This is a genomic window from Marinobacter nauticus (assembly GCF_003634635.1).
In the GTDB taxonomy this organism is placed as follows: domain Bacteria; phylum Pseudomonadota; class Gammaproteobacteria; order Pseudomonadales; family Oleiphilaceae; genus Marinobacter; species Marinobacter nauticus.
Map to the genome: position 1 here is coordinate 724,360 of NZ_RBJB01000002.1, position 23,061 is coordinate 747,420.

The 23,061-nt window shown below is 57.2% G+C and carries 24 protein-coding genes; 19 read left to right on the forward strand and 5 right to left on the reverse strand.

The features are described 5' to 3' along the window. Window positions 1-40 precede the first annotated feature (40 nt). The 8 genes from C7436_RS03570 (at window position 41) to infA (ending at window position 6,208) form a co-directional block, all read left to right on the forward strand. Window positions 41-346, forward strand: a complete 306-nt coding sequence (locus tag C7436_RS03570; protein WP_121206738.1) for a hypothetical protein — start codon at window positions 41-43, stop codon at window positions 344-346. A gap of 100 nt (window positions 347-446) precedes the next feature. After that, window positions 447-1,499, forward strand: coding sequence for an agmatine deiminase family protein (locus C7436_RS03575; RefSeq protein WP_121206739.1), 1,053 nt, complete (start codon window positions 447-449; stop codon window positions 1,497-1,499). After that, entirely contained in the window at window positions 1,496-2,419 is a 924-nt protein-coding gene (locus tag C7436_RS03580; RefSeq protein WP_121206740.1) for a carbon-nitrogen hydrolase, read from the forward strand. The genes C7436_RS03575 and C7436_RS03580 overlap by 4 nt, the downstream gene beginning before the upstream one ends. A gap of 7 nt (window positions 2,420-2,426) precedes the next feature. Further along, entirely contained in the window at window positions 2,427-3,338 is a 912-nt protein-coding gene (locus C7436_RS03585) for an AAA family ATPase (protein ID WP_121206741.1), read from the forward strand. Window positions 3,339-3,512: 174 nt separating this feature from the next. Further along, entirely contained in the window at window positions 3,513-4,466 is a 954-nt protein-coding gene (gene trxB / locus C7436_RS03590; RefSeq protein ID WP_121206742.1) for a thioredoxin-disulfide reductase, read from the forward strand. Window positions 4,467-4,481: 15 nt separating this feature from the next. Next, window positions 4,482-5,198, forward strand: a complete 717-nt coding sequence (gene aat, locus C7436_RS03595) for a leucyl/phenylalanyl-tRNA--protein transferase (RefSeq protein WP_022991060.1) — start codon at window positions 4,482-4,484, stop codon at window positions 5,196-5,198. Continuing rightward, window positions 5,195-5,908: an arginyltransferase gene (locus C7436_RS03600; protein WP_014421227.1), complete on the forward strand. Its 714-nt coding sequence runs from the start codon at window positions 5,195-5,197 to the stop codon at window positions 5,906-5,908. The genes aat and C7436_RS03600 overlap by 4 nt, the downstream gene beginning before the upstream one ends. 81 nt (window positions 5,909-5,989) lie before the next feature. Continuing rightward, window positions 5,990-6,208 carry a translation initiation factor IF-1 gene (gene infA, locus C7436_RS03605; RefSeq protein ID WP_008938619.1) on the forward strand — a complete coding sequence of 73 codons (219 nt, stop codon included), beginning with the start codon at window positions 5,990-5,992 and terminating at the stop codon, window positions 6,206-6,208. Window positions 6,209-6,259: 51 nt separating this feature from the next. Here the strand turns inward: infA and clpA are convergent, their stop codons facing one another. Continuing rightward, entirely contained in the window at window positions 6,260-8,530 is a 2,271-nt protein-coding gene (gene clpA, locus C7436_RS03610; protein ID WP_022991058.1) for an ATP-dependent Clp protease ATP-binding subunit ClpA, read from the reverse strand. An 18-nt stretch (window positions 8,531-8,548) separates the two neighbouring features. Then, complete coding sequence (gene clpS / locus C7436_RS03615) at window positions 8,549-8,908, reverse strand: ATP-dependent Clp protease adapter ClpS (protein ID WP_011785238.1); 360 nt, start codon at window positions 8,906-8,908, stop codon at window positions 8,549-8,551. A gap of 432 nt (window positions 8,909-9,340) precedes the next feature. On the opposite strand from clpS, the gene C7436_RS19040 reads away from it, so the two are divergent. The 8 genes from C7436_RS19040 (at window position 9,341) to C7436_RS03655 (ending at window position 16,294) form a co-directional block, all read left to right on the forward strand. Continuing rightward, the gene (locus C7436_RS19040; RefSeq protein ID WP_011785239.1) at window positions 9,341-9,652 is read left to right on the forward strand and encodes a cold shock domain-containing protein; all 312 of its coding nucleotides are present in this window, start codon (window positions 9,341-9,343) and stop codon (window positions 9,650-9,652) included. Window positions 9,653-9,810: 158 nt separating this feature from the next. Beyond that, window positions 9,811-10,419, forward strand: a complete 609-nt coding sequence (locus C7436_RS03625; RefSeq protein WP_121206743.1) for a pseudouridine synthase — start codon at window positions 9,811-9,813, stop codon at window positions 10,417-10,419. After that, the gene (locus tag C7436_RS03630; protein WP_011785241.1) at window positions 10,416-10,865 is read left to right on the forward strand and encodes an NUDIX hydrolase; all 450 of its coding nucleotides are present in this window, start codon (window positions 10,416-10,418) and stop codon (window positions 10,863-10,865) included. Before C7436_RS03625 ends, C7436_RS03630 begins: the two co-directional genes overlap by 4 nt. A gap of 48 nt (window positions 10,866-10,913) precedes the next feature. Beyond that, window positions 10,914-12,092 carry a tRNA 2-thiouridine(34) synthase MnmA gene (gene mnmA, locus C7436_RS03635; protein ID WP_121206744.1) on the forward strand — a complete coding sequence of 393 codons (1,179 nt, stop codon included), beginning with the start codon at window positions 10,914-10,916 and terminating at the stop codon, window positions 12,090-12,092. Next, complete coding sequence (gene hflD, locus C7436_RS03640) at window positions 12,089-12,709, forward strand: high frequency lysogenization protein HflD (RefSeq protein WP_121206745.1); 621 nt, start codon at window positions 12,089-12,091, stop codon at window positions 12,707-12,709. The genes mnmA and hflD overlap by 4 nt, the downstream gene beginning before the upstream one ends. A 79-nt stretch (window positions 12,710-12,788) precedes the next feature. Then, a complete protein-coding gene (gene purB / locus C7436_RS03645) occupies window positions 12,789-14,156 on the forward strand; it encodes an adenylosuccinate lyase (protein WP_121206746.1) in 1,368 nt (455 codons plus the stop codon). A 14-nt stretch (window positions 14,157-14,170) separates the two neighbouring features. Next, on the forward strand, window positions 14,171-15,322 hold the full coding sequence (locus tag C7436_RS03650; protein ID WP_121206747.1) for a ribosomal protein uL16 3-hydroxylase: 1,152 nt from the start codon (window positions 14,171-14,173) through the stop codon (window positions 15,320-15,322). Window positions 15,323-15,325: 3 nt separating this feature from the next. Beyond that, window positions 15,326-16,294, forward strand: coding sequence for a GNAT family N-acetyltransferase (locus C7436_RS03655; RefSeq protein ID WP_121206748.1), 969 nt, complete (start codon window positions 15,326-15,328; stop codon window positions 16,292-16,294). Here C7436_RS03655 and C7436_RS03660 read toward each other — a convergent pair. Then, window positions 16,283-17,293, reverse strand: a complete 1,011-nt coding sequence (locus tag C7436_RS03660) for a LysR family transcriptional regulator (protein ID WP_011785247.1) — start codon at window positions 17,291-17,293, stop codon at window positions 16,283-16,285. The two genes, C7436_RS03655 and C7436_RS03660, sit on opposite strands and share 12 nt — an antisense overlap. A gap of 227 nt (window positions 17,294-17,520) precedes the next feature. On the opposite strand from C7436_RS03660, the gene C7436_RS03665 reads away from it, so the two are divergent. Both C7436_RS03665 and C7436_RS03670 read left to right on the forward strand, forming a co-directional pair. Further along, window positions 17,521-18,291 (forward strand): hypothetical protein, encoded by a 771-nt coding sequence (locus C7436_RS03665; RefSeq protein WP_011785248.1) that lies wholly within the window; start codon window positions 17,521-17,523, stop codon window positions 18,289-18,291. Between the two features lie 44 nt (window positions 18,292-18,335). Further along, window positions 18,336-20,684 (forward strand): hybrid sensor histidine kinase/response regulator, encoded by a 2,349-nt coding sequence (locus tag C7436_RS03670; RefSeq protein ID WP_121206749.1) that lies wholly within the window; start codon window positions 18,336-18,338, stop codon window positions 20,682-20,684. Here C7436_RS03670 and C7436_RS03675 read toward each other — a convergent pair. Beyond that, on the reverse strand, window positions 20,635-21,102 hold the full coding sequence (locus tag C7436_RS03675) for a MarR family winged helix-turn-helix transcriptional regulator (protein ID WP_121206750.1): 468 nt from the start codon (window positions 21,100-21,102) through the stop codon (window positions 20,635-20,637). The genes C7436_RS03670 and C7436_RS03675 overlap by 50 nt on opposite strands. Before the next feature lie 2 nt (window positions 21,103-21,104). After that, on the reverse strand, window positions 21,105-21,590 hold the full coding sequence (locus tag C7436_RS03680; protein WP_023009992.1) for a glutathione peroxidase: 486 nt from the start codon (window positions 21,588-21,590) through the stop codon (window positions 21,105-21,107). A gap of 255 nt (window positions 21,591-21,845) precedes the next feature. Here C7436_RS03680 and C7436_RS03685 point away from each other — a divergent pair, with 255 nt between their 5' ends. Continuing rightward, window positions 21,846-23,060, forward strand: a complete 1,215-nt coding sequence (locus C7436_RS03685) for a pyridoxal phosphate-dependent aminotransferase (RefSeq protein ID WP_011785252.1) — start codon at window positions 21,846-21,848, stop codon at window positions 23,058-23,060. Window position 23,061 lies beyond the last annotated feature (1 nt).

The window sequence follows — 23,061 nt, forward strand, 5'->3', positions numbered from 1 at the left end:
AGACAGTGCGCAGTAATCATGCATTATTGGAGACTCCTCTATGACAAACTACCGCAATGTGATGGCTGCCGCCGTTTTGGCTACGGCTGTATTCGCCGGCTCAGCGCCACTGGCCCTTGCTGAGGAACTGAGGGTACCGGTCGGCAGCCAGGCCGACAGAAGCCAGATCAGCCTGCCCGCGAACGGCATGAGTGAAGACTCCGTCCGGAATCGCTGGGGCGCCCCCCAGAACATCAAAGGCCCGGTCGGAGAACCCCCCATCAGTCAGTGGCATTATCAGGATTTTGTCGTCTATTTCGAAGGTAACCGCGTAATACATGCAGTGGTAAAGCAACACAAAGACTGATAAACACCCGCTTCATCAAACACCGGCCAAGGAATGACAATGCACGGGCTGCATTGCTCAGATAGAATGGCGGCTTTTGCAAACCAAGGTGACTTATACAGTGACTTCCAGACGTACGTTGCCTGCGGAGTGGGCTTCCCAAAGCGCAGTCATGTTGACCTGGCCTCATCCCGGAACCGACTGGGCAAAGCGCATGGCCGACGTGGAGCCCGTGTTCGAGGCCATTGCCAAAGCGGTCCTCCGTTTTGAACACCTGGTGATCAGCTGCGAGTTCGTGGCACGTCTCCAGCAACTTGGCCAGCAGCTGAACGCTTATGCCGAAGGCAACGGGTTACCAGGTCGCGTAATCACTGTGCCAGCCCCGGCCAACGACACTTGGGCCAGGGACCACGGCCCCATCACCGTGGATACCGCTGACGGCCCCGCTCTGCTGGACTTCCGGTTCAATGCCTGGGGAGACAAATTTCCCTGGGAAAAAGACGATGCCCTCAACCGGCACCTGGCGAACGCGGGCATTTTCGGCAAACACCCACTGCAGCCAGTGGATTTTGTCCTGGAAGGCGGCTCTATAGAATCCGATGGCGCCGGCACCTTGCTCACTACCAGCGAGTGCCTGCTGACTCCGTCCAGAAACCCATCCATGGATCGGACGGCTATCGAGCAATTGCTGGAGGAAGTCCTCGGGGTCGATCGTATTCTCTGGCTCAACCACGGATATCTGGCGGGCGACGATACCGACAGCCACATCGATACCCTGGCACGGTTCTGCGCGCCTGATCATATCTGCTATGTGACCTGCCCGGATGTTGCGGACGAGCACTACAGCGCCCTGGCGGCGATGGAAGAAGAGTTGCAGGAATTCCGTCAGGCCGACGGCACCCCCTATCGCCTGACGCCCCTGCCCTGGCCCGACCCGATTTACGATGAGGACGGCGAACGGTTGCCAGCGACCTACGCCAACTTCCTGATCATCAACGGCGCAGTTCTGCTGCCAGTCTACGATGTGCCGCAGGACGAAGAAGCCGTTCGCATCATGGCGGGCATCTTCCCAGACCGGGAGATTATTCCAATTGACTGCCGCCCGCTCATTTACCAGCACGGCAGTCTGCACTGCGTAACCATGCAAATTCCTGCGGGGGTGGTAACGGTATGACCAGCACGAACACCAGCTCCAACCTGAAGGTCGCCGCCATTCAGCAAACCTGCAGTCCCGACAAGAACCAGAGTCTCGCGACATCCGAACGCCTGATACGGCAGGCTGCGGCGGATGGCGCGCAGTTGATTGTCCTGCAGGAGCTGCACGCCACCCAGTATTTCTGCCAAACGGAAGACACCGCCATTTTTGAGCTTGCCGAGCCCATTCCCGGGCCCACCAGCAACTATCTGTCTGGTCTCGCAAAAGAATTAGGCGTTGTGCTTGTGGGTTCTATTTTTGAAAGGCGCATGAATGGCGTTTACCACAACACATCTGTGGTGTTCGACACCGATGGCAGCCTGGCCGGGCTGTACCGGAAAATGCACATCCCGGACGACCCGGGCTTTTATGAGAAATTCTACTTTACCCCCGGCGATGCCACGTTCAACGATGGTCGCAGTGGGTTTACACCTATCCAGACGTCGGTTGGCAAACTGGGCGTGCTGGTGTGCTGGGACCAGTGGTACCCGGAAGCGGCCCGGCTGATGGCACTGGCCGGCGCGGAAATACTGATCTACCCGACCGCCATTGGCTGGGATGTGACCGACGATCCAGACGAACAGGCCCGGCAACTGGACGCCTGGGTGACCGTTCAGCGTGGCCATGCGGTAGCCAACAACCTTCCGGTTATCGCCCCGAATCGCGTTGGGACCGAGCCAGATCCTTCCGGCCAAAGCGATGGCATCCGGTTCTGGGGGAACAGTTTCATCTGTGGCCCTCAGGGCGAGTTTCTGGCCCGCGGCAACGAGACTGACGAGTGTATCCTGTCGGTAACCCTGAACCGCCAGCGCACCGAATCCATCCGGAGAATCTGGCCGTACCTCAGGGACAGGCGCATCGATGCCTACGGCGACATTCTGAAACGGGTGAGGGACTGAAACCGGCATGAAACAGAAAATGGACACGGTCGTCAGCGCCCTTAACAAGGTACTGCTGGGCAAGGAGAATCAGGTTCGTCTGGCGCTCTGCGGCCTGCTTGCCCACGGCCACCTGTTGATTGAAGATATTCCGGGCATGGGCAAGACCACCCTCTCCCATGCGCTGGCAAAAATCATGGGGTTAAGCTATCAGCGAATCCAGTTCACCAATGACCTGCTGCCTGCAGACGTCCTCGGCTACTCCATGTATGACAAGCAGGCCGGCGGGCTCGTGTTTCACCCCGGCCCCATCTTCGCCCAGGTGGTTCTGGCAGACGAAATCAACCGCGCGTCACCGCGCACCCAAAGCGCCCTGCTGGAAGCCATGGAAGAAAGGCAGGTATCCATTGAGGGGGAAACCCGACCACTACCTACCCCGTTCTTTGTGATCGCAACCCAGAACCCCATAGAGCAAGGCGGCACCTTTCCCCTGCCTGAATCTCAGCTTGACCGGTTTCTGATGCGCCTTCGGTTGGGCTACCCCGACCCGAAAGCGGAACGGGAGCTGCTGGAGGGCGAAGACCGCAAACACCTTACCGATCGTTTGCAGGCCATACTCCCGCACGATGAGCTGGTGGCCTTGCAGCAGGCCGTGGAAAAGGTATCCGCCAGCCCGGCTTTGCTGGATTACCTGCAACGCCTTCTTGAGCAGAGCCGGCGCATGCCCGGATTGCTTTACGGTTTGTCCCCGAGGGCGGGCCTCGGCCTGCTGAGAGCCGCCAAAGCATGGGCACTGATGGAAGGTCGTAATCACGTACTGCCCGACGACGTGCAGGCCGTCTTCCCCGCCGTAGCCGAGCACCGGCTGGAACAGGGGGAATCCGGTAAAGCCCGGGAGCGGGTGCGCCAGCTGTTAACGACCGTATCGGTGCTTGAATAATCCGGGTCTGACCACATAGCAAGGTTTTATAAGCCGCATTGGCGTAAACAAATGGCAGTCCGGTCATTTCATGTTAGCCTTTTGCCAGATTTCAGATGAGCGGTTCCTGTTCTGCCCTCCGCAGGGACAGAGGAGAGCCGTCGAATACGCATACTTCATTTCAGTGAGACACAGATGAGCGAAACCCGACATTCCCGACTGATCATTCTTGGCTCCGGCCCGGCCGGCTACACCGCTGCAGTCTATGCCGCGCGCGCCAACCTGAACCCGACCCTGATCACCGGTATCGAAGTTGGCGGCCAGCTGACCACCACCACTGACGTAGACAACTGGCCGGGCGACAATGACGGCGTTCAGGGCCCCGAGCTCATGCAGCGCATGCAGAAGCACGCCGAGCGTTTTGAAACCAGCATCGTGTACGACACCATCAACGAAGCTGACCTGAACAACCGCCCGTTCCGGCTCAAAGGCGACAACGGCGAATACACCTGCGACGCTCTGATCATTGCCACTGGCGCCTCTGCCATGTATCTGGGGCTTGAGTCGGAAGAGAAGTTCAAGGGTCAGGGCGTGTCGGCCTGCGCCACCTGTGACGGCTTCTTCTACCGCAAGCAGAAAGTCGCGGTTATCGGCGGCGGCAATACCGCTGTGGAAGAGGCGCTGTTTCTCTCGAACATCGCTGATGAAGTGACCCTGGTTCATCGCCGTGACAAGCTTCGGGCCGAGAAGATCCTTCAGGACAAACTCTTCGAGAAAGCAGAAAACGGCAACGTCAACATCATCTGGGACCACACCCTGGACGAAGTGCTCGGCGATGGCACCGGTGTTACCGGCATGCGCATCCGGAACACCAAAGATGGCAGCACCCAGGATCTGGAGCTGGCCGGCGTATTCATCGCGATCGGCCACAAGCCGAATACCAGCCTGTTTGAAGGGCAACTGGATATGGCTAACGGCTACATCCGGATTCGCTCCGGCCTGGACGGCATGGCCACCCAGACCAGCATTCCAGGCGTGTTCGCGGCTGGCGACGTAGCCGATCACGTCTATCGGCAGGCTGTGACGTCCGCCGGGTTTGGTTGCATGGCTGCGCTCGACGCCGAAAAGTTTCTTGATCAACAAGGCTAACTACTCAGGAGCAGAATGACGTCGCTACCCTGGCTGGATCCTGATCAATTCTGGTTTCCTCCCGCAGAAGAAGCGCTGGAGGATCCCGATGGACTGCTTGCCCTGGGTGGCGACCTGTCTCCGGAACGCCTGATTCTGGCCTATCGGAATGGCATTTTCCCCTGGTTCAGTGACGACCAGCCCATTCTCTGGTGGTCACCGAACCCTCGTTGCGTGCTGTTTCCCTCTGACATCCACATCTCCCGGAGCCTGCGCCGGACGCTGAACCAGCGTCGATTCCATATCACCACCGATCAATGCTTTGGCCGCATCATTCGGCTCTGCGCAAACACCCGCGCTGAGGGCACCTGGATTACTGACGACATGATGGCAGCGTATACCGAGCTGCATAAACGTGGTATCGCCCACTCCATTGAAGTCTGGAATCGCAACAATGAGCTCGCAGGCGGTATGTACGGTCTGGCTATCGGCCGCTGTTTCTTCGGCGAATCCATGTTTTCACTGGAAACCAACGCCTCCAAAGTACTAATGGTGCATCTGGCCCACCAGCTCGGCGAATGGGGTTACCAGCTCATGGATTGCCAGGTAGAGAGCGACCACTTGCTGACGATGGGCGCGCGCAGTATTCCGAGGGCGGAGTTTTTATCTATACTCAGGGCATGTGTCGATCGGAAACCGGACCAGCCAGACTGGAACTTCAGCTGGCAATGGCCCTGCCCGGAGGTGAAATGAGTAATCTCAGAACGCTCGTTTTCTTTGCCACCCCTCCTCACGATTGCAGTTACCTGCCAGACCGTGAAGCGACCACCATGTTTGTGGACCCACGCGCCCACATCGACAGAAAGCTCTACAGCCAGTTAACCGCACTGGGTTTCCGCCGCAGCGGCTCACACTACTACCGTCCGCACTGCGAAAGCTGTAACGCGTGTGTTCCGGTACGCCTGCAGGTAGGCCAATTCGAGCCAGACCGGAATCAACGCCGGGTGCTTCGCAAAAATGCCGACCTCGACTGCAAGCTGGTGCCAGCAGCATTCAGTGAACGCTATTACCGGCTGTATGCCCACTATATAGAGGAGCGTCATCGCGACGGTGACATGTATCCACCTTCAAGAGAACAATTTACCTCGTTCCTCGTGGAGGGGGCTACCGACTCCTGGTTCCTCGAAATGTCTCTTGATGGTGACCTCGTGGGACTGGCAGCCGTCGACCTGCTGGATGATGGCCTCTCGGCCATCTACACCGTCTTCGCGCCGGAACTGGAGCACCGGAGCCTGGGCACTTTCGCAGTGCTCTGGCAGATTGAGGAAGCCAAACGGCGGGAATTGCCGCATCTGTATCTGGGGTACTGGATAAAAGAATGTCGGAAAATGAACTATAAAACCCGATTTAAGCCCATTGAGGCCTTGCGGGATGGCCACTGGCGCGAGATGTCGACCGACTGAGTTTTGCCAAACGTGGAGAATTCAGGCAGAATTGCGCAATTTAAAATCACCGAAAAGTATTCCGAACGAGGTTTCTACTGAATGGCGAAATCAGATGTCATTGAAATGGAAGGCGTTATTGTCGATACCCTTCCCAACACCATGTTCCGCGTTGAGCTGTCCAACGGCCACGTTGTGACCGCACACATCTCCGGAAAAATGCGCAAGAACTACATCCGCATTCTGACTGGTGACAAGGTCAAGGTTGAGCTGACTCCCTACGACCTCAGCAAGGGCCGCATCGTTTACCGCGCCCGTTAATGGTCCGAGCTGACATCTGAAAAGCCCCGCAAGTGCGGGGCTTTTTTTGTATCACACGGCTTCAGCCGGTTCGTCCTCGTAATCAAAGGTCAGCTCGTCGTCCTTGAGCTGAATGAACACATCACCACCGTGCTCCGATAGCCGGCCGAACAGGATCTGCTCCGCCAGCGGACGCTTGATCTTGTCCTGAATCAGGCGCGCCATCGGCCGGGCCCCCATGGTCACGTCATAGCCTTTTTCCGCCAGCCAGAGCTTGGCCGCATCGTCAACGTGAAGCACCACATGCTTCTCGTCCAGCTGGGCCTGAAGCTCGGTGAGGAACTTGTCTACCACGTGCGTGATGGTGTCCTTCTGCAGATCCGCGAACTGGATAATGCCATCCAGCCGGTTCCGGAACTCCGGCGTGAAGGTTTTGCTGATCACCTCCATACCGTCGGTGCTGTGATCCTGCTCATTGAAGCCAATGGAGCGGCGGGCCATGCTTTCAGCGCCCGCATTGGTGGTCATCACCAGAATCACGTGACGGAAATCTGCCTTACGGCCATTGTTATCCGTCAGGGTACCGTGGTCCATCACCTGCAGCAGCAGGTTGAAGACTTCAGGGTGCGCCTTCTCGATCTCATCCAGCAGCAACACGCAGTGCGGGTGCTTGTTGACCGCTTCGGTCAGCAGGCCGCCCTGGTCATAGCCGACATAGCCCGGAGGTGCGCCAATCAGGCGTGAGACAGTATGACGCTCCATGTACTCTGACATATCGAAGCGAACAAGCTCGATGCCCAGCACCTTCGCCAGTTGCTTGGTGACTTCCGTTTTACCGACACCGGTCGGCCCGGCAAACAGGAAGGCACCTTCCGGCTTCTCAGGCGCTTTCAGGCCTGCCCGCGCCAGCTTGATGGCGGTTGACAGGGATTCGATCGCCGGATCCTGACCGAACACCACCATTTTCAGATCGCGTTCAAGATTGCGCAGCAGATCCTTGTCGCTGGTGGAAACATTCTTCGGCGGAATTCGCGCAATATTGGCGACCACGTCTTCGATGTCGGTCACGTCAATGGTCTTCTTGCGCTTGTCTTCCGGCTGCAGCCGCTGCCGTGCACCGGCTTCGTCGATCACGTCGATGGCCTTGTCCGGCAGGTGCCGGTCGGTGATGTACCGGTCTGCCAGCTCTGCGGCTACCCGCAACGCCTTGTCGGTGTACTTGAGATCGTGATGTTTCTCGAAGTTTGGCTTGAGACCCTTGAGGATCTGGTAGGTGTCCTCAACGCTCGGCTCGTTGACATCAATTTTCTGGAAGCGACGCGCCAGGGCGCTGTCTTTCTCGAAAATACCGCGGAACTCCTGAAACGTGGTCGAACCAATGCAACGGAGTTCGCCTGAACTGAGCATAGGCTTAAGCAGGTTGGAGGCATCCATCACGCCGCCCGACGCAGATCCGGCACCGATGATGGTGTGGATCTCATCGATGAACAGAATGGCATGATTCTGCTTCTTCAGGTCACTCAAAAGGCCCTTGAGGCGTTTTTCAAAATCGCCACGATACTTGGTACCGGCCAGTAACGCGCCCATATCCAGTGAGTAGACGACGGCATCCGAGATAATCTCCGGCACCTGCCCGTCCACAATCCTCTTGGCCAGACCCTCGGCAATGGCTGTCTTGCCAACGCCGGCCTCGCCCACCAGCAAGGGGTTGTTCTTGCGGCGGCGAACCAGAATCTGTACCACCCGCTCAACCTCATGCTCACGGCCAATCAGCGGATCAATACGACCCTGCCGTGCCTGTTCGTTGAGGTTAGTGGCGTAGCTCTCCAGCGGACGGGAATGACCGCCCTCTTCCGCTGCTTCGTCCTGGGCAGCGTGATCCGCGCCTTCCTGGTCCTCTGCTCCCTGAACCCGGGAGATACCATGGGAGACGAAATTAACCACGTCAATCCGGGCGATATTCTGCTTTTTCAGCACATAAACCGCCTGACTTTCCTGCTCACTGAAGATGGCTACCAGTACGTTTGCTCCGGTTACCTCCTTCTTGCCAGACGACTGCACATGGAATACCGCTCTCTGCAGTACCCGCTGGAACCCCAATGTGGGTTGGGTTTCGCGCTCACTGTCGGAGCTAGGGATCAGGGGGGTGGTGGAGTCCACAAACTCTACCAACTCTTCCTCAAGGCGCTTCAGGTCTGCACCACAGGCTTTCAGGACACCCACTGCCGATTCATTGTCGAGAAGGGCCAGCAACAAATGCTCGACGGTCATGAATTCATGACGCTTGTCCCTCGCATTTTTGAAGGCCGTATTCAGCGTAATTTCCAGATCTTTACTCAGCATGGGCCACCCCAACGTCTGTCAGTCCGCACGTTCAATCTCGCAAAGGAGCGGATGTTCGCATTCCGAGGAATACTGGTTCACCTGTGCTGCCTTTGTTTCCGCGATGTCTCGGGTATATACCCCACATACGGCTTTTCCCTGCGTATGGACGAGCAGCATCACCTGCGTCGCCTTTTCTTCGTTCATGGCGAAGAACTTCATCAGTACGTCCACCACAAAATCCATGGGTGTGTAATCATCATTCAGGAGCACAACCCGGTAACGCGCCGGGCGCTTCAGGGCAGGCTTCTCCGGCGCAACACTGACCCCCTCATGGCGACCGGGTTGTTCATCCTCCCCCTGATTGAATACTAGTAGAGAATTCTCAATTGTCCGCATGGTTCCATATACCGGTTATTCGGTTCCTGACTTAAATGTGGATGCGTGGCAGCGTGTTTTCAAGCCAACACTGCCCACAAGCGTGCGTTGTTTATCAATACGAACATGATACCGCTTCCAGACCTGCCAGAACCACCTGTTCCGCAGTATCCGGCACTTGACTCAGGCGCCGGTTTGGCCGACAGTTAATGTGCATTGTTAAAGATTGTAAACTCATGCTTCATCGTGTAACCGGAAACCACAGCCAATACCGGTTTCACGTTGTTGGCAACAGTTCAGGCGCCACCAGGGCGCTGTGAATTCAACACACAAGACCAATAATAAGGGAGCACCTGCCGAGCCTCTGGAACTTGCCCGCCATACACGGGCACCAAGTACAGAGGAACAGTCAGCGCCTCCCAAAGTGACAGCAAAGGAACAGGGGAGTTCATCATGCCAAGAGGCAAAGTCAAATGGTTCAATAATGCCAAGGGATACGGCTTCATCATTGAAGATGGCTGCAGCGATGACCTGTTTGCCCATTTCTCCTCAGTCCAGATGGATGGCTACAAAACCCTCAAGGCCGGTCAGACGGTAACGTTCGACAAGAAGCCCAGTGACAAGGGCGTCCACGCCATTAACATTGTTCCGGACGAGGTTCCGGCCAGAGAGTCCGGGGCGAAAACGGCATCGGATTCGTCGGATCAGGCGGCTCAATCCAGCAACAGCAACGAGAGCTACACGCCCCGTGCTGTAAACGGCTGATGCCAGGCGTTGCCTGAAGCCCTCAGCCAACGCTGGCAGCCTGCCATTTCTTTCCTTTTCCCACCGGTTCTGCCGGTGGGCTGGCTTCGTGCTTTTTAATCAACGGTGATTGCAGTAGTCTTGGCGCTTTCGCGCATTTCCGGCACAGGACTTCACCCATGGCGAAGCTGATTCTCTTCAACAAACCGTTTCACGTATTGAGTCAGTTTACCGACGAGCGCGCCAGCCATCCCAGAGCTACCCTAGCCGACTGGATTGATCAACCCGGCGTTTATCCGGCCGGTCGACTCGATTACGATTCCGAAGGGCTTTTACTGCTCACCGACGAGGGCGCAGTACAGCATCGTATCGCATCGCCCACCAACAAAATGCCCAAGACTTATTGGGTTCAGGTCGAAGGTGAGCTCACAGACGAGGCCCTGCAAAAACTTCGCAAAGGCGTAGTGTTGAAAGACGGGATCACGCGGCCGGCCAGAGCGGATCGACTTGAAACACCCGACCTGTGGCCCCGCAACCCGCCGGTGAGATTTCGACAGAATGTGCCTACCACTTGGCTGGCGCTGACGATTACCGAAGGCAAAAACCGGCAGGTACGCAGAATGACGGCGGCGGTAGGCTACCCTACCCTGAGACTGATCCGGGTCCGCATCGGGGACTGGACCCTGGATAACCTGAAGCCCGGCGAATACCGAAGTGTTACGGTCAATCTGCCCGACACTCCCCCGAAACTATCAACCAGGCCCAAAAGGAGGCGTCACCGATCATGACCTGGAAACCCCATGCCACCGTGGCGGTGGTTGTTGAAGACGATCAGGGCCGGTTTCTTCTGGTTGAGGAAGTCAGTGGCGGGAAGGTGGTTTTCAATCAGCCCGCAGGCCATATAGAGGAAAACGAGGCCATTCTGGATGCCGTACGCCGGGAAACCCTGGAAGAGACCGGGTGGGAGATAGAACCGGTTTTTTTCCTCGGCATCTACACCTACAAGGCCCCCGCCAATGGTGTCACCTACTACCGGTTCTGTTATGCCGCCAAAGCCCTCCGGCACGCCACCGACAAGCTGGATACCGGCATCATCGGCCCACACTGGCTGACGCCGGAGGAAATCCGGGAACTCGGTGACCAGCTTCGAAGCCCGCTGGTGCTCCAGTGCATCGAGGATTACCGAAACGGACGCAAATTCCCTCTTGATGTGGTTGTGGATGGACAGACGTAATCACCGGATGATGTTAAAATTCGCGCTTTTGACCGGTTCCCAGACGAAATGACCCAGAATACTGAGCCCCAATCCCCCGAGCACACCCGCGTGATCGTCGGCATGTCCGGCGGCGTGGATTCCTCCGTTGCGGCCTGGCTCCTGAAAGATCAGGGGTACCAGGTGGAAGGCCTGTTTATGAAAAACTGGGACGAGGACGACGGGACCGAATACTGTACGGCAATGACTGATCTGGCAGATGCCCAGGCTGTTGCCGACGCCATCGGCATCAAACTGCACACCGCCAGCTTCGCCGCGGAGTACTGGGACCGGGTATTCGAGCATTTTCTGTCGGAATACAGTGCCGGCCGAACCCCCAATCCGGACATCCTCTGCAACAAGGAAGTAAAATTCCGGGCATTTCTGGATTACGCCGTTACTCTGGGCGCCGACTATATCGCGACCGGCCATTACACACGCCAGCGCCCGCTCAACGATGGTAGCGGCAAGGCCCAGTTGCTCAAGGGGCTGGACCCCAACAAAGACCAGAGTTACTTCCTCCATGCCGTCTCCGGCGAGCGCATCGCCCGCACCCTGTTTCCGGTGGGCGAACTGGAAAAGCCGGAGGTTCGCCGAATTGCTGAAGAGCAAGGGTTCGTTACTCACGATAAAAAAGATTCGACAGGAATCTGTTTTATCGGGGAACGGAAGTTTACCGATTTTCTGAAACAGTACCTGCCCGCTCAGCCCGGCAACATTGAAACACCCGACGGCACGGTGATTGGCAAACATCAAGGCCTGATGTACCACACCATAGGGCAACGTCAGGGCCTTGGCATTGGCGGTCTTGCGGAGTTTGGCGACGATCCCTGGTATGTGGCAGAAAAGGATCTCAACCGGAACGTATTGATTGCCGTTCAGGGCAAGCATCACCCGCTGTTATTTTCGCGGGGACTGGTCTCGGGCCCTGTTGACTGGGTGGCCGGCGAACCTCCGGCACAGAAGTTCCGCTGCAAGGCGAAAACCCGATATCGCCAACCGGATCAGGATTGCGAGGTTACCGTCATAGACGGTGGCGTGAAGGTCGTCTTCGACGACGCCCAGCGCGCCGTAACTCCCGGCCAGTCCGTGGTTTTCTATCAGGGTGAGGTGTGCCTGGGCGGCGGCGTTATTGAACAGACCTGGCGCGATAACGAAGCCTTACCGGCAAGACTTGAGCACCAGGCAAGTGAAGGATCTGACACATGAGCCGCTCCCTGCATGACCAGACCCTGGCGCTGGCCGGCCTGTGTCAGGCTGCGACCCTGGTGCAGCAGATTGCCCATAATGGCAACTGCAATGAAGACAGCCTGGAAACCTGTATTCGCTCATTGTTTGCCACCAACCCGGCCTCCACGCTGGATGTCTACGGCGGCGAATTGTCTGACATACGGGAAGGATTGACGGTACTTTCGACGGTACTGGCCCAGCACGGCCAACCCCATGACGTAGAAATCCTGCGGTACATGTTCAACCTGATCCAGCTTGAAGCCAAACTCAAACGCTCCCCGGACATGCTGGACGTTATCGGCAACAGGATCGAGCAGGCCCGGCATACGGCCAGCCATTTCGGTTACAGTCACAGCAACCTTCTGGGCAATCTGGCCTCAATCTATGCCGACACCATCAGCACCTTTCGTTTGCGCATTCAGGTAACCGGCAACCCGCAGATACTCCAGCGTAATGAAAATGCAGACAAGGTACGGGCCCTGTTGCTGGCCGGCATCCGATCTGCCGTGCTGTGGAGGCAAAGTGGCGGCCACCGCTGGCAACTCATTTTCACCCGCAAGAAGGTCATCAGCCATGCCCGGGAGTTGCTGCGCTGATTCAGCGAGCCGGCTGGTGTATCATTAGCAGCTTCATTTTCCTGTCCCGCTTTTTCTTTGATGAACTGAGAGGTTTTCGATGGAACTCACCGCCCTGACCGCTATTTCTCCGGTCGATGGCCGCTACGGCAGCAAAGTCAGTGTATTTCGCAGCATCTTCAGTGAATACGGCCTGATCCGGAACCGGGTAACCGTCGAAATCCGCTGGCTGCAGAAACTGGCTGCCCACCCCGCGATTACCGAAGTGCCCGCGTTCTCCGCCGAAGCCAATGCCTTCCTGGACAAGCTGGTCAGCGAGTTCAGCCTGGCCGATGCTGAGCGCATCAAGGAAATCGAGCGGACCACCAACCACGACGTCAAAGCGGTTGAGTACCTGATCAAAGAAAAAATTGCCGACGTGCCTGAGCTGCACGCCGTAACCGAGTTTGTTCACTTTGCCTGCACCTCCGAGGACATCAACAACCTGTCCCACGGCTTGATGCTGCGCGAAGGCCTGGATCACGGCCTGCTGCCGGCCATGGACAACCTGGTCGAAAAGCTGGCCGAGCTGGCCCGGGAGCACGCTGAACAGCCCATGCTATCCCGCACCCACGGTCAGACCGCCTCCCCGACCACAGTCGGCAAGGAACTGGCCAACGTGGTCTATCGCCTGCGCCGCCAGCTGATGCAGATCCGTGAAGTGGAAATCATGGGCAAGATCAACGGTGCGGTGGGTAACTACAACGCCCACCTGTCTGCCTACCCGGACGTGGACTGGGCTGCCAACGCCGAAGAATTCATCGAGAGCCTGGGCCTCGACTGGAACCCGTACACGACCCAGATCGAACCCCACGACTACATCGCCGAGCTTTACGATGCCATTGCCCGCTTCAACACCATTCTGATCGATCTGGACAGGGATATCTGGGGCTATATCTCGCTGGGCTACTTCAAGCAGAAGACCGTGGCCGGTGAAATCGGATCCTCCACCATGCCCCACAAGGTGAACCCGATCGACTTCGAGAATTCCGAAGGCAATCTGGGCATCGCCAATGCCCTCTTCAGCCATTTGTCCGCCAAGCTGCCGATTTCGCGCTGGCAGCGTGATCTGACCGACTCTACCGCACTACGCAATCTGGGCGTTGGCTTTGCTCACAGCCTGATTGCCTACGAAGCCACCCTCAAAGGTCTGGGCAAGCTGGAAATCAACCCTGCCCGTCTGAACGAAGACCTGAACAACGCCTGGGAAGTGCTGGCGGAGCCGATCCAGACCGTGATGCGCCGGTACAACATCGAGAAACCCTACGAAAAGCTCAAGGACTTGACCCGCGGCAAGGCCATGACGCCCGAAGTCATCAAGAATTTCGTGGAAACCCTGGAGATCCCGGAACAGGCGAAGGCCGAGCTGCGCGCCCTGACCCCGGACAACTACATCGGTAACGCGATCGACCAGGCCAAAGACATCTAGGCAGGAGCAACACCATGGATATGCTTGGCGGGCTGACAGCCAATGAATTTCTGCGCGACTACTGGCAGAAAAAGCCACTGGTTATCCGCCAGGCGTTTCCCGGTTTTCAGTGCCCGGTCAGCCAGGATGAACTGGCCGGACTGGCCTGCGAGGAAGCCGTTGAATCCCGCATCGTCATTGAGAACGATGCAGGAAAACCCTGGCAGCTTCACAATGGCCCGTTCACTCCCGATCGTTTCAGCGAGCTGCCGGAGCAGGACTGGACCCTGCTGGTTCAGGGCCTGGACCACTGGGTACCGGAAATCGCTGATCTGCTCGACAACTTCCGGTTCATCCCCAACTGGCGGCTGGACGACATCATGGCCAGCTACGCACCGACAGGCGGTAGCGTTGGGCCCCACTACGATATGTATGACGTGTTTCTGCTGCAGGCCCAGGGCCACCGACGCTGGACCTTCGGCGGACACTGTGACCACAGATCGCCCCGGGTAGAAGGTACACCCTTACGGATTCTGAGCAGTTGGGACGGTGAAGAAACCGTGACCCTGGCGCCGGGTGACATGCTGTACCTGCCACCGGGCGTTGGCCATCATGGGGTGGCGGAAGACGACTGCATTACCCTGTCTGTGGGTTTTCGGGCACCTACCGTCGACGACGTACTGACCAGCTTTACCGACTACCTGAGCCAGAAGGAAAAAGCGGCTGAACATCTGGATGACCCGGATCTTCAGGTTCAGGATAACCCCGGAACCATCGGCGCCGATGTCGTCGACCGTCTCGACGCCGTGATTCGGGAGCAACTCGGTGATCGCCGCAATCTGGCGCTTTGGTTCGGGCAGTTCGCCACCGCCCCCAAAAGCATGGACATCGTCGTTCCAGCCGACGAGCCAGCTGAGCCTGATGATCTGGCCGAAGCCATCCGGGCCGGCGAACAGCTGCGCTGGAACGAAGGCTCTCGCTTCGCTTACCATGAGCTGAATGATGAGACCGCTCTGTTTGTTGATGGCGAACAGTTCCTGCTCAAGGGCGACGCCCGTCCGCTGGCTCCCCTGCTCTGTGCCCGCTCCCGTATTGATATGGCGACACTGGCAGAATTTGCCGGCGACGAAGCGTTGCTGGGACTGTTGACCAACCTCTACAACCAGGGCTCGATCTATTTCGAGTAAGCCATGGATCTGAGATTTCGCAAATACAGCTGGCAACTGGCACCCGGGTCGATTCGCGAGATTCGCCAACGGGTGTTTATCGATGAGCAGAAGGTGCCGCCAGAGCTTGAGTGGGATGACACCGACGAGATTGCGGATCACTATCTTGCCGTCGATGCGTCCAACCAACCCGTGGCCACCGCCCGCCTGTTTTCCGCCCTGGAAGAAACCGGCTACATCGGCCGCATGGCCGTGGTACCGGAAGCCCGGGGCAAAGGTGTTGGAGAAGCCCTGCTCAGGCACCTGATCGCCGAGTCTGCCGGCCGTTACCAGGAACTCCGGCTCTCAGCCCAGGAACATGCCACTGGTTTTTACCAACGATGCGGCTTCCACATCTGTTCGCTTACCCCCTATGAGGATGCCGGCATTCCGCACCTCGACATGCGCTGTCTGGCACCGGATCTCGCCCATCGGGCCGGTGCAGGACGCAGCAACCCGTTAATCCTGGGAGCCGATGAGGAATCCTGGCTGTTTGACCAGCCCTCATCCTTCATGAACCTGATGGATTCCCTGGTTGGCCAGGCTGGCCAGCGCCTATGGCTTTACGACCGGATTCTGGACCATGAATTCTACGACCGGCATCGCCTGCGGGAATTGGTCTCTGCCCTCGCCCGTCGCCATCGACTGAGCGAGGTCCGTTTATTGATTCACGACGACAAGCCATTAGTGCAACGACGACACCAACTGGTAGAACTGATGCGCCGGCTCACCAGCCGCATTGAACTCCGGCTGGTGAACGAGGACTACCCCATGGAAGACCAGCCTTTCCTGCTGGTCGACCGCCAGGGCGTGTTGTACCGACACAGTTTTGACAAGCCCGAGGGCTTTGCCGATTTTTCCGCTGGCCGCCGGGTCCGGCTGATGGAGGAGGCGTTCCAGAAAATGTGGGACGCCGCGCGCCCCTCTCTGGAGTTACGCGAACTACCGCTCTGAGTGGGACACCTGAACTGCCTGGGGTGATTCGAAACTGGCCCCGAATGGCGCAAATTCCTCATCCACTTCTTCCGCCACTTCCACAATCAGTTTGCGCAGCCACTGATGGTCCGAGTTGTGCTGCAGCAGCGGGCTCCAGGCCATCTTGAGTTCAAAGGGCGGAATCTCAAAAGGCGGCACCTTGACCACCAGATTTGGATTATCTTTTTGCAGCCAGGCTGCTCTGGATGGCAGCGTGGCGATCAGATCGTGTTGTTCCGCCAGCAGCATCGCCACCTGATAATGGCGCGTAAACACGGAAATCTGGCGCTTGCGCCCCATTCGGCCCAACGCCTCGTCCACCCAGCCCAGGCGTTGAACATCCTTCGGGTTTACTCCCACTCCGACGCCAAACCCGGTCTTGCTGACCCAGATATGGCTGGCGTCCAGATAGGTATCCAGCGTAAACGGCTCTTTCAGGATCGGGTTCCGGGCGTTCATCAGGCACGCAAAGTATTCCGTCCAGAGGGTTTTCTGATGAAACGACTGGGGAATCTTGTCGAAACGGTTAATCGCCATGTCCAGGCGACCCTGCTCCACATCCAGAAAACTGACGTCACTGGGCGTCAGAACATCCAGCGTGACATGCGGTGCTTCCTGTCGGATACGGCGCAACACCCGTGGCATCAGGCAGGATTCCGCGTAATCACTGGCCATGATCCGGAACACCCGCTGGCTCTCACCGGCCGCAAACGGTGTTTTTTCCTGCACCGCCTGCTCGATATCCGATAGAATCCCGCGAACCAGTGGCTGCAATTCCCTGGCCCGCTCGGTGGCCGTCATGCCTTCACTGGTTCGCACCAGCAGGGGATCGCCAAACAGATCCCGCAGCCTCCGCAAACCGTTACTCATGGCCGGCTGAGTGATGCCAAGGTGATTAGCCGCCTTGGTTACATTGCGCTCCCGCAACAGCACATCCAGGTACACAAGCAGGTTCAGATCAACACGGGAAATGTCCATAGGCAGCCAGACCTCACCGTCAGCAGCAGAGTGTATTATTCATTTCCGCAATATACAGGAATCTGAAAATTCACGTAATAAATGAGCCTACTGCCCTGATTACAACCTGAAAAGGACGGGATAGCATATTTCTGCTAGGCTTTCAGGGCGTTACCGAATAATATCAAAACCAATAAAACAAGCCCTCGGGCCAGACGTTCATTCAATCCGGAGCCTAACCCCACACCATGGATACCACTACCATTGTGCTGCTGCTCGCCGCGATCGTCACCGTTTCCCTGGTTATTATCGTTTTCAGCCAGATGCGGGAAAAAGCGAGGATCGAACGCGTTCGCAAAATGACGGCTCAGGAAGATGCCTACAACAAGGCCTACCGCCTGCTTACCGATATTCCCGGCCAATACCTCACGCCAGACCTTAAACTGCTGCTGCTCAAGCGCATGGAAGACGCCTGCCAGGAACTGACCGCGCTGAAGAGTGATCAGCCGGTAAAACAGTGGCTGGAGAACATTGCGCAAACCAAAAAGCAGATTCTGGAAAAGAACGACCAGCGCCCACCCGTAAAAGTCGACTCTCCGGAAAAGTCCACCTACATCAAAGAACTGCTCCAGGCCTTGTTCAAGCTGATTGAGGCTATGCATAAAGCCGGCCGGATAGACTCTGCCACCGCCAAGAAGAATCTGAAGTATGTTCTGTTTCTGGTGCACAAAACCCACGCCGACCTGCACGTTTTCCAGGCCCGGGATTTCATTCGCCAGAACCAGATCCGCAAGGCCATTCACGCTTATCACCTTGCCAGTACTGAGATGGGCAAATCCCGGGACAACCCTCTGGCCATGAAAGCGGTGAAGAGTTTCCGTACCCGCATCAAGGAACTTGAGGAAATGAGCACAGAGGGCAAGATGAATGAGGAAAGCCATTCCAAGCTGGACAAGGAATGGGACAACTTTCTGCAGGACGACGGCACCTGGAAGAAAAAAGCGGATTACGACGACTGAACGCAGCTTCGTAAACGCCCATATCTCAAGGATGACGCAACATCGTGTTTAACAGAATCAGGCAACGGCTCTCCTATCGCCTCACTCGGGACACGGTCCTGGTCGCCATGGTGCTGGGCCTGGTACTGAACCTGATCCAGATCACCCTGGACTACTTCACCGCCCGGGAATCGATGGATCGCGAAGTTCGCGCCCTGATTGAAATCAGCCAGAGCCCGGCATCCCAGATTGCCTACAACATTGATGTCCGGCTCGCGGAGGAGCTGCTCGACGGCCTCTTGCAACACCCTGCCACCATAGACGCCCGAATTATTGACAGCGATGGCCAGACCATGGCTGCGGCCAGCCAGAGCAGCCCGGTTTCCCGCTATCGCTGGATCAGCGATCTGCTGTTTGGCGCCAGCCGCGTGTTCAATGAGGAACTGCAGGTGCCGCAATTGGCGGATCTGCCTCTGGGCCAGCTTGTTGTAACTATCGACACCTATCATTACGGCATACAGTTTCTCACCCGGGCGACCAATACCCTGATTATCGGGCTGCTGAAAAGCCTTGCGCTCTCCGGTGTACTGCTCGCCATTTTCTATTTTGTGTTGACCCGGCCCATGATGAACGTCATCAACGCCCTCAGTCAGGTGCGGGCAAGTTCTCCGGAGAAAGTCCGGCTTCCGATTCCGGAAAACCACAAAGGTGATGAAATCGGCACCATGGTGGGCATCATCAACCAGCACCTGGAAAACATGGAAGTGAGCGTGGCCAAGCTGCGATCCGCCGAAAGCGCCATGAAAAACTATTCCAGCCAGCTGGAACGGGAAGTGGAGGACCGGACCCGGGAGATTTCGGAAAAAAATGAAGCTTTGCTGCGCGGTAACCGGGCGCTGGTCCGCGCCAAAGAAGACGCTGTTCGCAGAGCTCGCGCCCGGGCCAACTTTCTGGCAAGCATGAGCCACGAAATCCGCACACCACTCAACGGTGTTCTGGGCATGTTGGGTCTGGCACTGGAAAGCGAGAAAGACGCAGGTCAACGCAATCGCCTGGAAATCGCTCTGAATGCCGGTGAGAGCTTACTCGGCCTGCTCAACGACATTCTCGACATCTCCAAGGTAGAGGCTGGCAAACTCTCCCTGGAAAGCATTCCTTTCAGCATGAGAAAACTGATTGAAGAATGCGCAACCCTGCACGCTCAACAAGCCCGGCGCAAAGGCATTAACCTGGTTAACGAGACTGCGCCGGATTTGCCAGAGCATTTTCTGGGGGACCCCACCCGTACCCGTCAGATTCTGAACAATCTGCTCAGCAATGCCATCAAATTCACCGATGCAGGCACCGTAAAGATTCGCACCAGCTGGTCCGGTGGCAGCTTGCGACTGGAAGTCATCGACACCGGGATCGGTATGTCGAGAGAAGGCCTGCACCGGATATTCTCACCGTTTTCCCAGGCCGATACTGACACCACCCGCCTCTACGGCGGAACCGGGCTTGGGCTGACACTCTGCCGGCAACTGGTGGAGCGAATGCATGGCCAGATTCTGGTGGACTCCAAGGAAGGCGCCGGAACCCACTTTACCGTGACCCTGCCGCTTCCGGTACACCAGGGCGATGAACCGGAGATCGCAGAAGGCGTTCTACGACGCCTGAGCGATATTGGTATCGCCATGGCCCTGCCCCAGAGCAACCCTCACAGACTGGCCATCGAGTCCCAGTTGCGCTCCTGGAACATACCGGTGCGCAGTGCCAGTCGGCATCCGGAAGGAATCCTGCTGATTGATGCTGCAGATTCGCCCCGGGAAAGCCTTGCCTTTGCCAATGACTGGCGAGGAGAAGGGGTGATTCTGGCCGATCAGTCCGGAACCGCAACCAGCAATCACCCCAGACACTGCGTCGTGGCACTGCCGCTGCGAAGGGACGACCTGTTCCGATGCCTCTGCGCAGCCGGCGGACTGGATTCGGGTGGGCAATCAACACGCCCGGATCGGTCCCTTGGCACAGGCCAGCAACCGATACCGGCTTTAAACATCCTGTTGGTGGAAGACAATCAGGTCAACCAGTTGGTGGCCAGCAGCCTGTTGAAGAAACTGGGGCACCGGGTAGATCACGCGGAGAACGGGCGCAGAGCCCTTGAGGCACTGCAAAACAAAACTTACGACCTGGTACTGATGGACTGCCAGATGCCGGTTATGGACGGTTACGAAGCAACCCGTGCTATCCGCCAGAACCCGCAATGGCAAACGCTACCTGTCATTGCGGTAACCGCCAATGTGATGCAGGGCGATCGGGAGGATTGCCTGGCATCGGGCATGAATGACTACATCACCAAGCCCTACAATCGTGACGAACTCAGAGCGGTTATCGCTCGCTGGGCTCCGCTGTCTCCAGAACCTCCAACAGACTCCTGAGTTCCTGTCGCAGTGACAGCAATCGCTCTGGTTCAATATCCAGACCACACATAAGGCGGCCGGGCACGTTCGCCGCCTTGGCCCGCAGCGCCCGTCCGGCATTGGTCAGCCTCAGCCGAACCACCCGTTCATCCTCGGCTAGCCGAGCCCGTTGCAACAGATCCCGCTGCTCCAGGCGTTTAAGCAGCGGCGTCAATGTGCCCGAGTCCAGTCTTAATCTGGCCCCCAGGTCGCTGACCCGCGGCTTGATTCCCTCACGGTCCGCTTCCCACATCACCAGCATGACCAGGTACTGGGGATAGGTCAGCCCCAGCTCCTCCAGTAACGGCCGGTACCTGGCAGTCACCGCCCGGTTCAGTGCATACAGTGCAAAACAGATCTGGTTATCAAGCGCCAGTATCTGATCGTTATCTGTCATGGTCAGAGCAATTTCTCGATATCGGCGCGGATGTCGGCCGGCTTCGCCGTTGGCGCATAGCGCCGCACAACCTGACCTTCCCGGTTAACCAGAAACTTGGTGAAATTCCACTTCACTTTCTCAGAACCCATCAGGCCTTTGGCCTCACGTTTCAGGAACCGAAACAGCGGATGCGTGCCGTCACCGTTCACCTCAATCTTGGCGAACATGGGGAAACTGACACCGTAGTTCAGGGAACAGAACTGGCTGATGGCATCGTCGTTACCAGGATCCTGATTCATGAACTGGTTACAGGGGAAACCCAGCACCTCAAACCCACGCTCCCCCAATTCGTCATGGAGCGACTGCAGCCCCTCAAATTGGGGCGTAAAACCACATTTTGAGGCCGTATTTACGATAAGCAGAACCTTGCCCCGATAATCGTCCATTGAAACTTCCTGCCCTTTGATATCTTTGGCACTGAAGCTGTAAATGGTTTCGCTCGCCATGAACTATCTCTCCTGTATTGGCCGGCTCCGGCCGATTTGTATGAACGACTGATTTACATTGTGCACAATATAATTTCCCACAACAACACCGCAAATTGTCCGTTCGGGTCAGCCTGATGACACATCACTTCAAAGACGGTCCGTAAACTATCCTGAATTGGCCACAATTCCACACAATTGCCCCTGTTACCCCGAGGCGTCCCTCCGCTAGAATAAGGCTTTCGTTCAGAACCTTAGCGAAGGACCCAGGCTCCCATGCAGAACTTTTTCAAATCCGCCAAGCTCGACAATGTCTGTTATGAAATTCGTGGCGTGGTTCTGCGTGAGGCCCGCAGGCTCGAAGAAGAAGGGCACCGCGTTCTGAAGCTGAATATCGGCAATCCGGCAGCCTTCGAGCTCGACGTGCCGGAAGAAATCCAGCAAGACGTCATCTACAACATGCACCAGGCCCAGGGCTACGTGGAATCCAAAGGCCTGTTTTCGGCCCGAAAGGCCGTGATGCACTATTGCCAGCAGCGGGGCATCGCCAAAGTCGATATTGATGACATTTACCTGGGCAATGGCGTCAGCGAACTGATTGTAATGTCCATGCAGGCATTGCTGAACACCGGCGACGAAGTACTCATTCCGGCCCCGGACTACCCGCTCTGGACCGCCGCCGTCACGCTGTCCAGCGGCAAGCCGGTGCATTACCGCTGCGACGAACAACAGGACTGGTTCCCGGACATTGATGATATTCGCAAAAAGATTACCCGTCGGACCCGGGCTATTGTGCTGATCAACCCGAATAACCCGACCGGTGCCGTGTATTCAGAGGAACTGCTACAGCAGGTTCTGGAACTGGCCAGGGAACACAATCTGATCATCCTGTCGGACGAGATCTACGACAAGATTCTCTACGATGGTACCCAGCACACATCCATTGCCTCGATGGCGGACGATGTGCTGTTTTTCACCTACAACGGTCTGTCCAAGAACTACCGGGCGGCCGGTTACCGTTCTGGTTGGATGATCATCAGCGGAGCCAAACACAAGGCCCGGGATCTGATCGAAGGCATCGACATGCTGTCGAACATGCGCCTTTGCGCCAACGTACCGGCCCAACTGGCAATCCAGACCTCTCTGGGCGGCTATCAGTCCATCAACGATCTGGTGGCACCGGGCGGGCGTCTGTACGAGCAGCGCGAGACCGCCTGGCGCATGCTGAACGACATTCCCGGGGTGAGCTGCGTCAAGCCCAAAGGGGCGCTGTACCTGTTCCCAAGGCTGGACCCCAAGCACTTCCCGGTGGTGAATGACGAGAAGCTGGTTCTGGATCTGCTGCTTCAGGAGAAAATTCTTCTGGTTCAGGGCTCGGCCTTCAACATTGATGACAAGCAGCATCTCCGGGTTGTTTTCCTGCCCAGAGCGGACACGCTGTCGGATGCCATGGGCCGTCTGGGCAATTTCCTTGAACACTATCGCCAGTAAA

Bases quoted from the DNA above. Each gene is read 5' to 3' on its own strand.
- C7436_RS03570 (WP_121206738.1), top strand. From the start codon at position 41: ATGACAAACTACCGCAATGTGATGGCTGCCGCCGTTTTGGCTACGGCT.
- C7436_RS03580 (WP_121206740.1), top strand. From the start codon at position 1,496: ATGACCAGCACGAACACCAGCTCCAACCTGAAGGTCGCCGCCATTCAG.
- C7436_RS03585 (WP_121206741.1), top strand. From the start codon at position 2,427: ATGAAACAGAAAATGGACACGGTCGTCAGCGCCCTTAACAAGGTACTG.
- trxB (WP_121206742.1), top strand. From the start codon at position 3,513: ATGAGCGAAACCCGACATTCCCGACTGATCATTCTTGGCTCCGGCCCG.
- aat (WP_022991060.1), top strand. From the start codon at position 4,482: ATGACGTCGCTACCCTGGCTGGATCCTGATCAATTCTGGTTTCCTCCC.
- C7436_RS03600 (WP_014421227.1), top strand. From the start codon at position 5,195: ATGAGTAATCTCAGAACGCTCGTTTTCTTTGCCACCCCTCCTCACGAT.
- infA (WP_008938619.1), top strand. From the start codon at position 5,990: ATGGCGAAATCAGATGTCATTGAAATGGAAGGCGTTATTGTCGATACC.
- clpA (WP_022991058.1), bottom strand. From the start codon at position 8,530: ATGCTGAGTAAAGATCTGGAAATTACGCTGAATACGGCCTTCAAAAAT.
- clpS (WP_011785238.1), bottom strand. From the start codon at position 8,908: ATGCGGACAATTGAGAATTCTCTACTAGTATTCAATCAGGGGGAGGAT.
- C7436_RS19040 (WP_011785239.1), top strand. From the start codon at position 9,341: ATGCCAAGAGGCAAAGTCAAATGGTTCAATAATGCCAAGGGATACGGC.
- C7436_RS03625 (WP_121206743.1), top strand. From the start codon at position 9,811: ATGGCGAAGCTGATTCTCTTCAACAAACCGTTTCACGTATTGAGTCAG.
- C7436_RS03630 (WP_011785241.1), top strand. From the start codon at position 10,416: ATGACCTGGAAACCCCATGCCACCGTGGCGGTGGTTGTTGAAGACGAT.
- mnmA (WP_121206744.1), top strand. From the start codon at position 10,914: ATGACCCAGAATACTGAGCCCCAATCCCCCGAGCACACCCGCGTGATC.
- hflD (WP_121206745.1), top strand. From the start codon at position 12,089: ATGAGCCGCTCCCTGCATGACCAGACCCTGGCGCTGGCCGGCCTGTGT.
- purB (WP_121206746.1), top strand. From the start codon at position 12,789: ATGGAACTCACCGCCCTGACCGCTATTTCTCCGGTCGATGGCCGCTAC.
- C7436_RS03650 (WP_121206747.1), top strand. From the start codon at position 14,171: ATGGATATGCTTGGCGGGCTGACAGCCAATGAATTTCTGCGCGACTAC.
- C7436_RS03655 (WP_121206748.1), top strand. From the start codon at position 15,326: ATGGATCTGAGATTTCGCAAATACAGCTGGCAACTGGCACCCGGGTCG.
- C7436_RS03660 (WP_011785247.1), bottom strand. From the start codon at position 17,293: ATGGACATTTCCCGTGTTGATCTGAACCTGCTTGTGTACCTGGATGTG.
- C7436_RS03665 (WP_011785248.1), top strand. From the start codon at position 17,521: ATGGATACCACTACCATTGTGCTGCTGCTCGCCGCGATCGTCACCGTT.
- C7436_RS03675 (WP_121206750.1), bottom strand. From the start codon at position 21,102: ATGACAGATAACGATCAGATACTGGCGCTTGATAACCAGATCTGTTTT.
- C7436_RS03680 (WP_023009992.1), bottom strand. From the start codon at position 21,590: ATGGCGAGCGAAACCATTTACAGCTTCAGTGCCAAAGATATCAAAGGG.
- C7436_RS03685 (WP_011785252.1), top strand. From the start codon at position 21,846: ATGCAGAACTTTTTCAAATCCGCCAAGCTCGACAATGTCTGTTATGAA.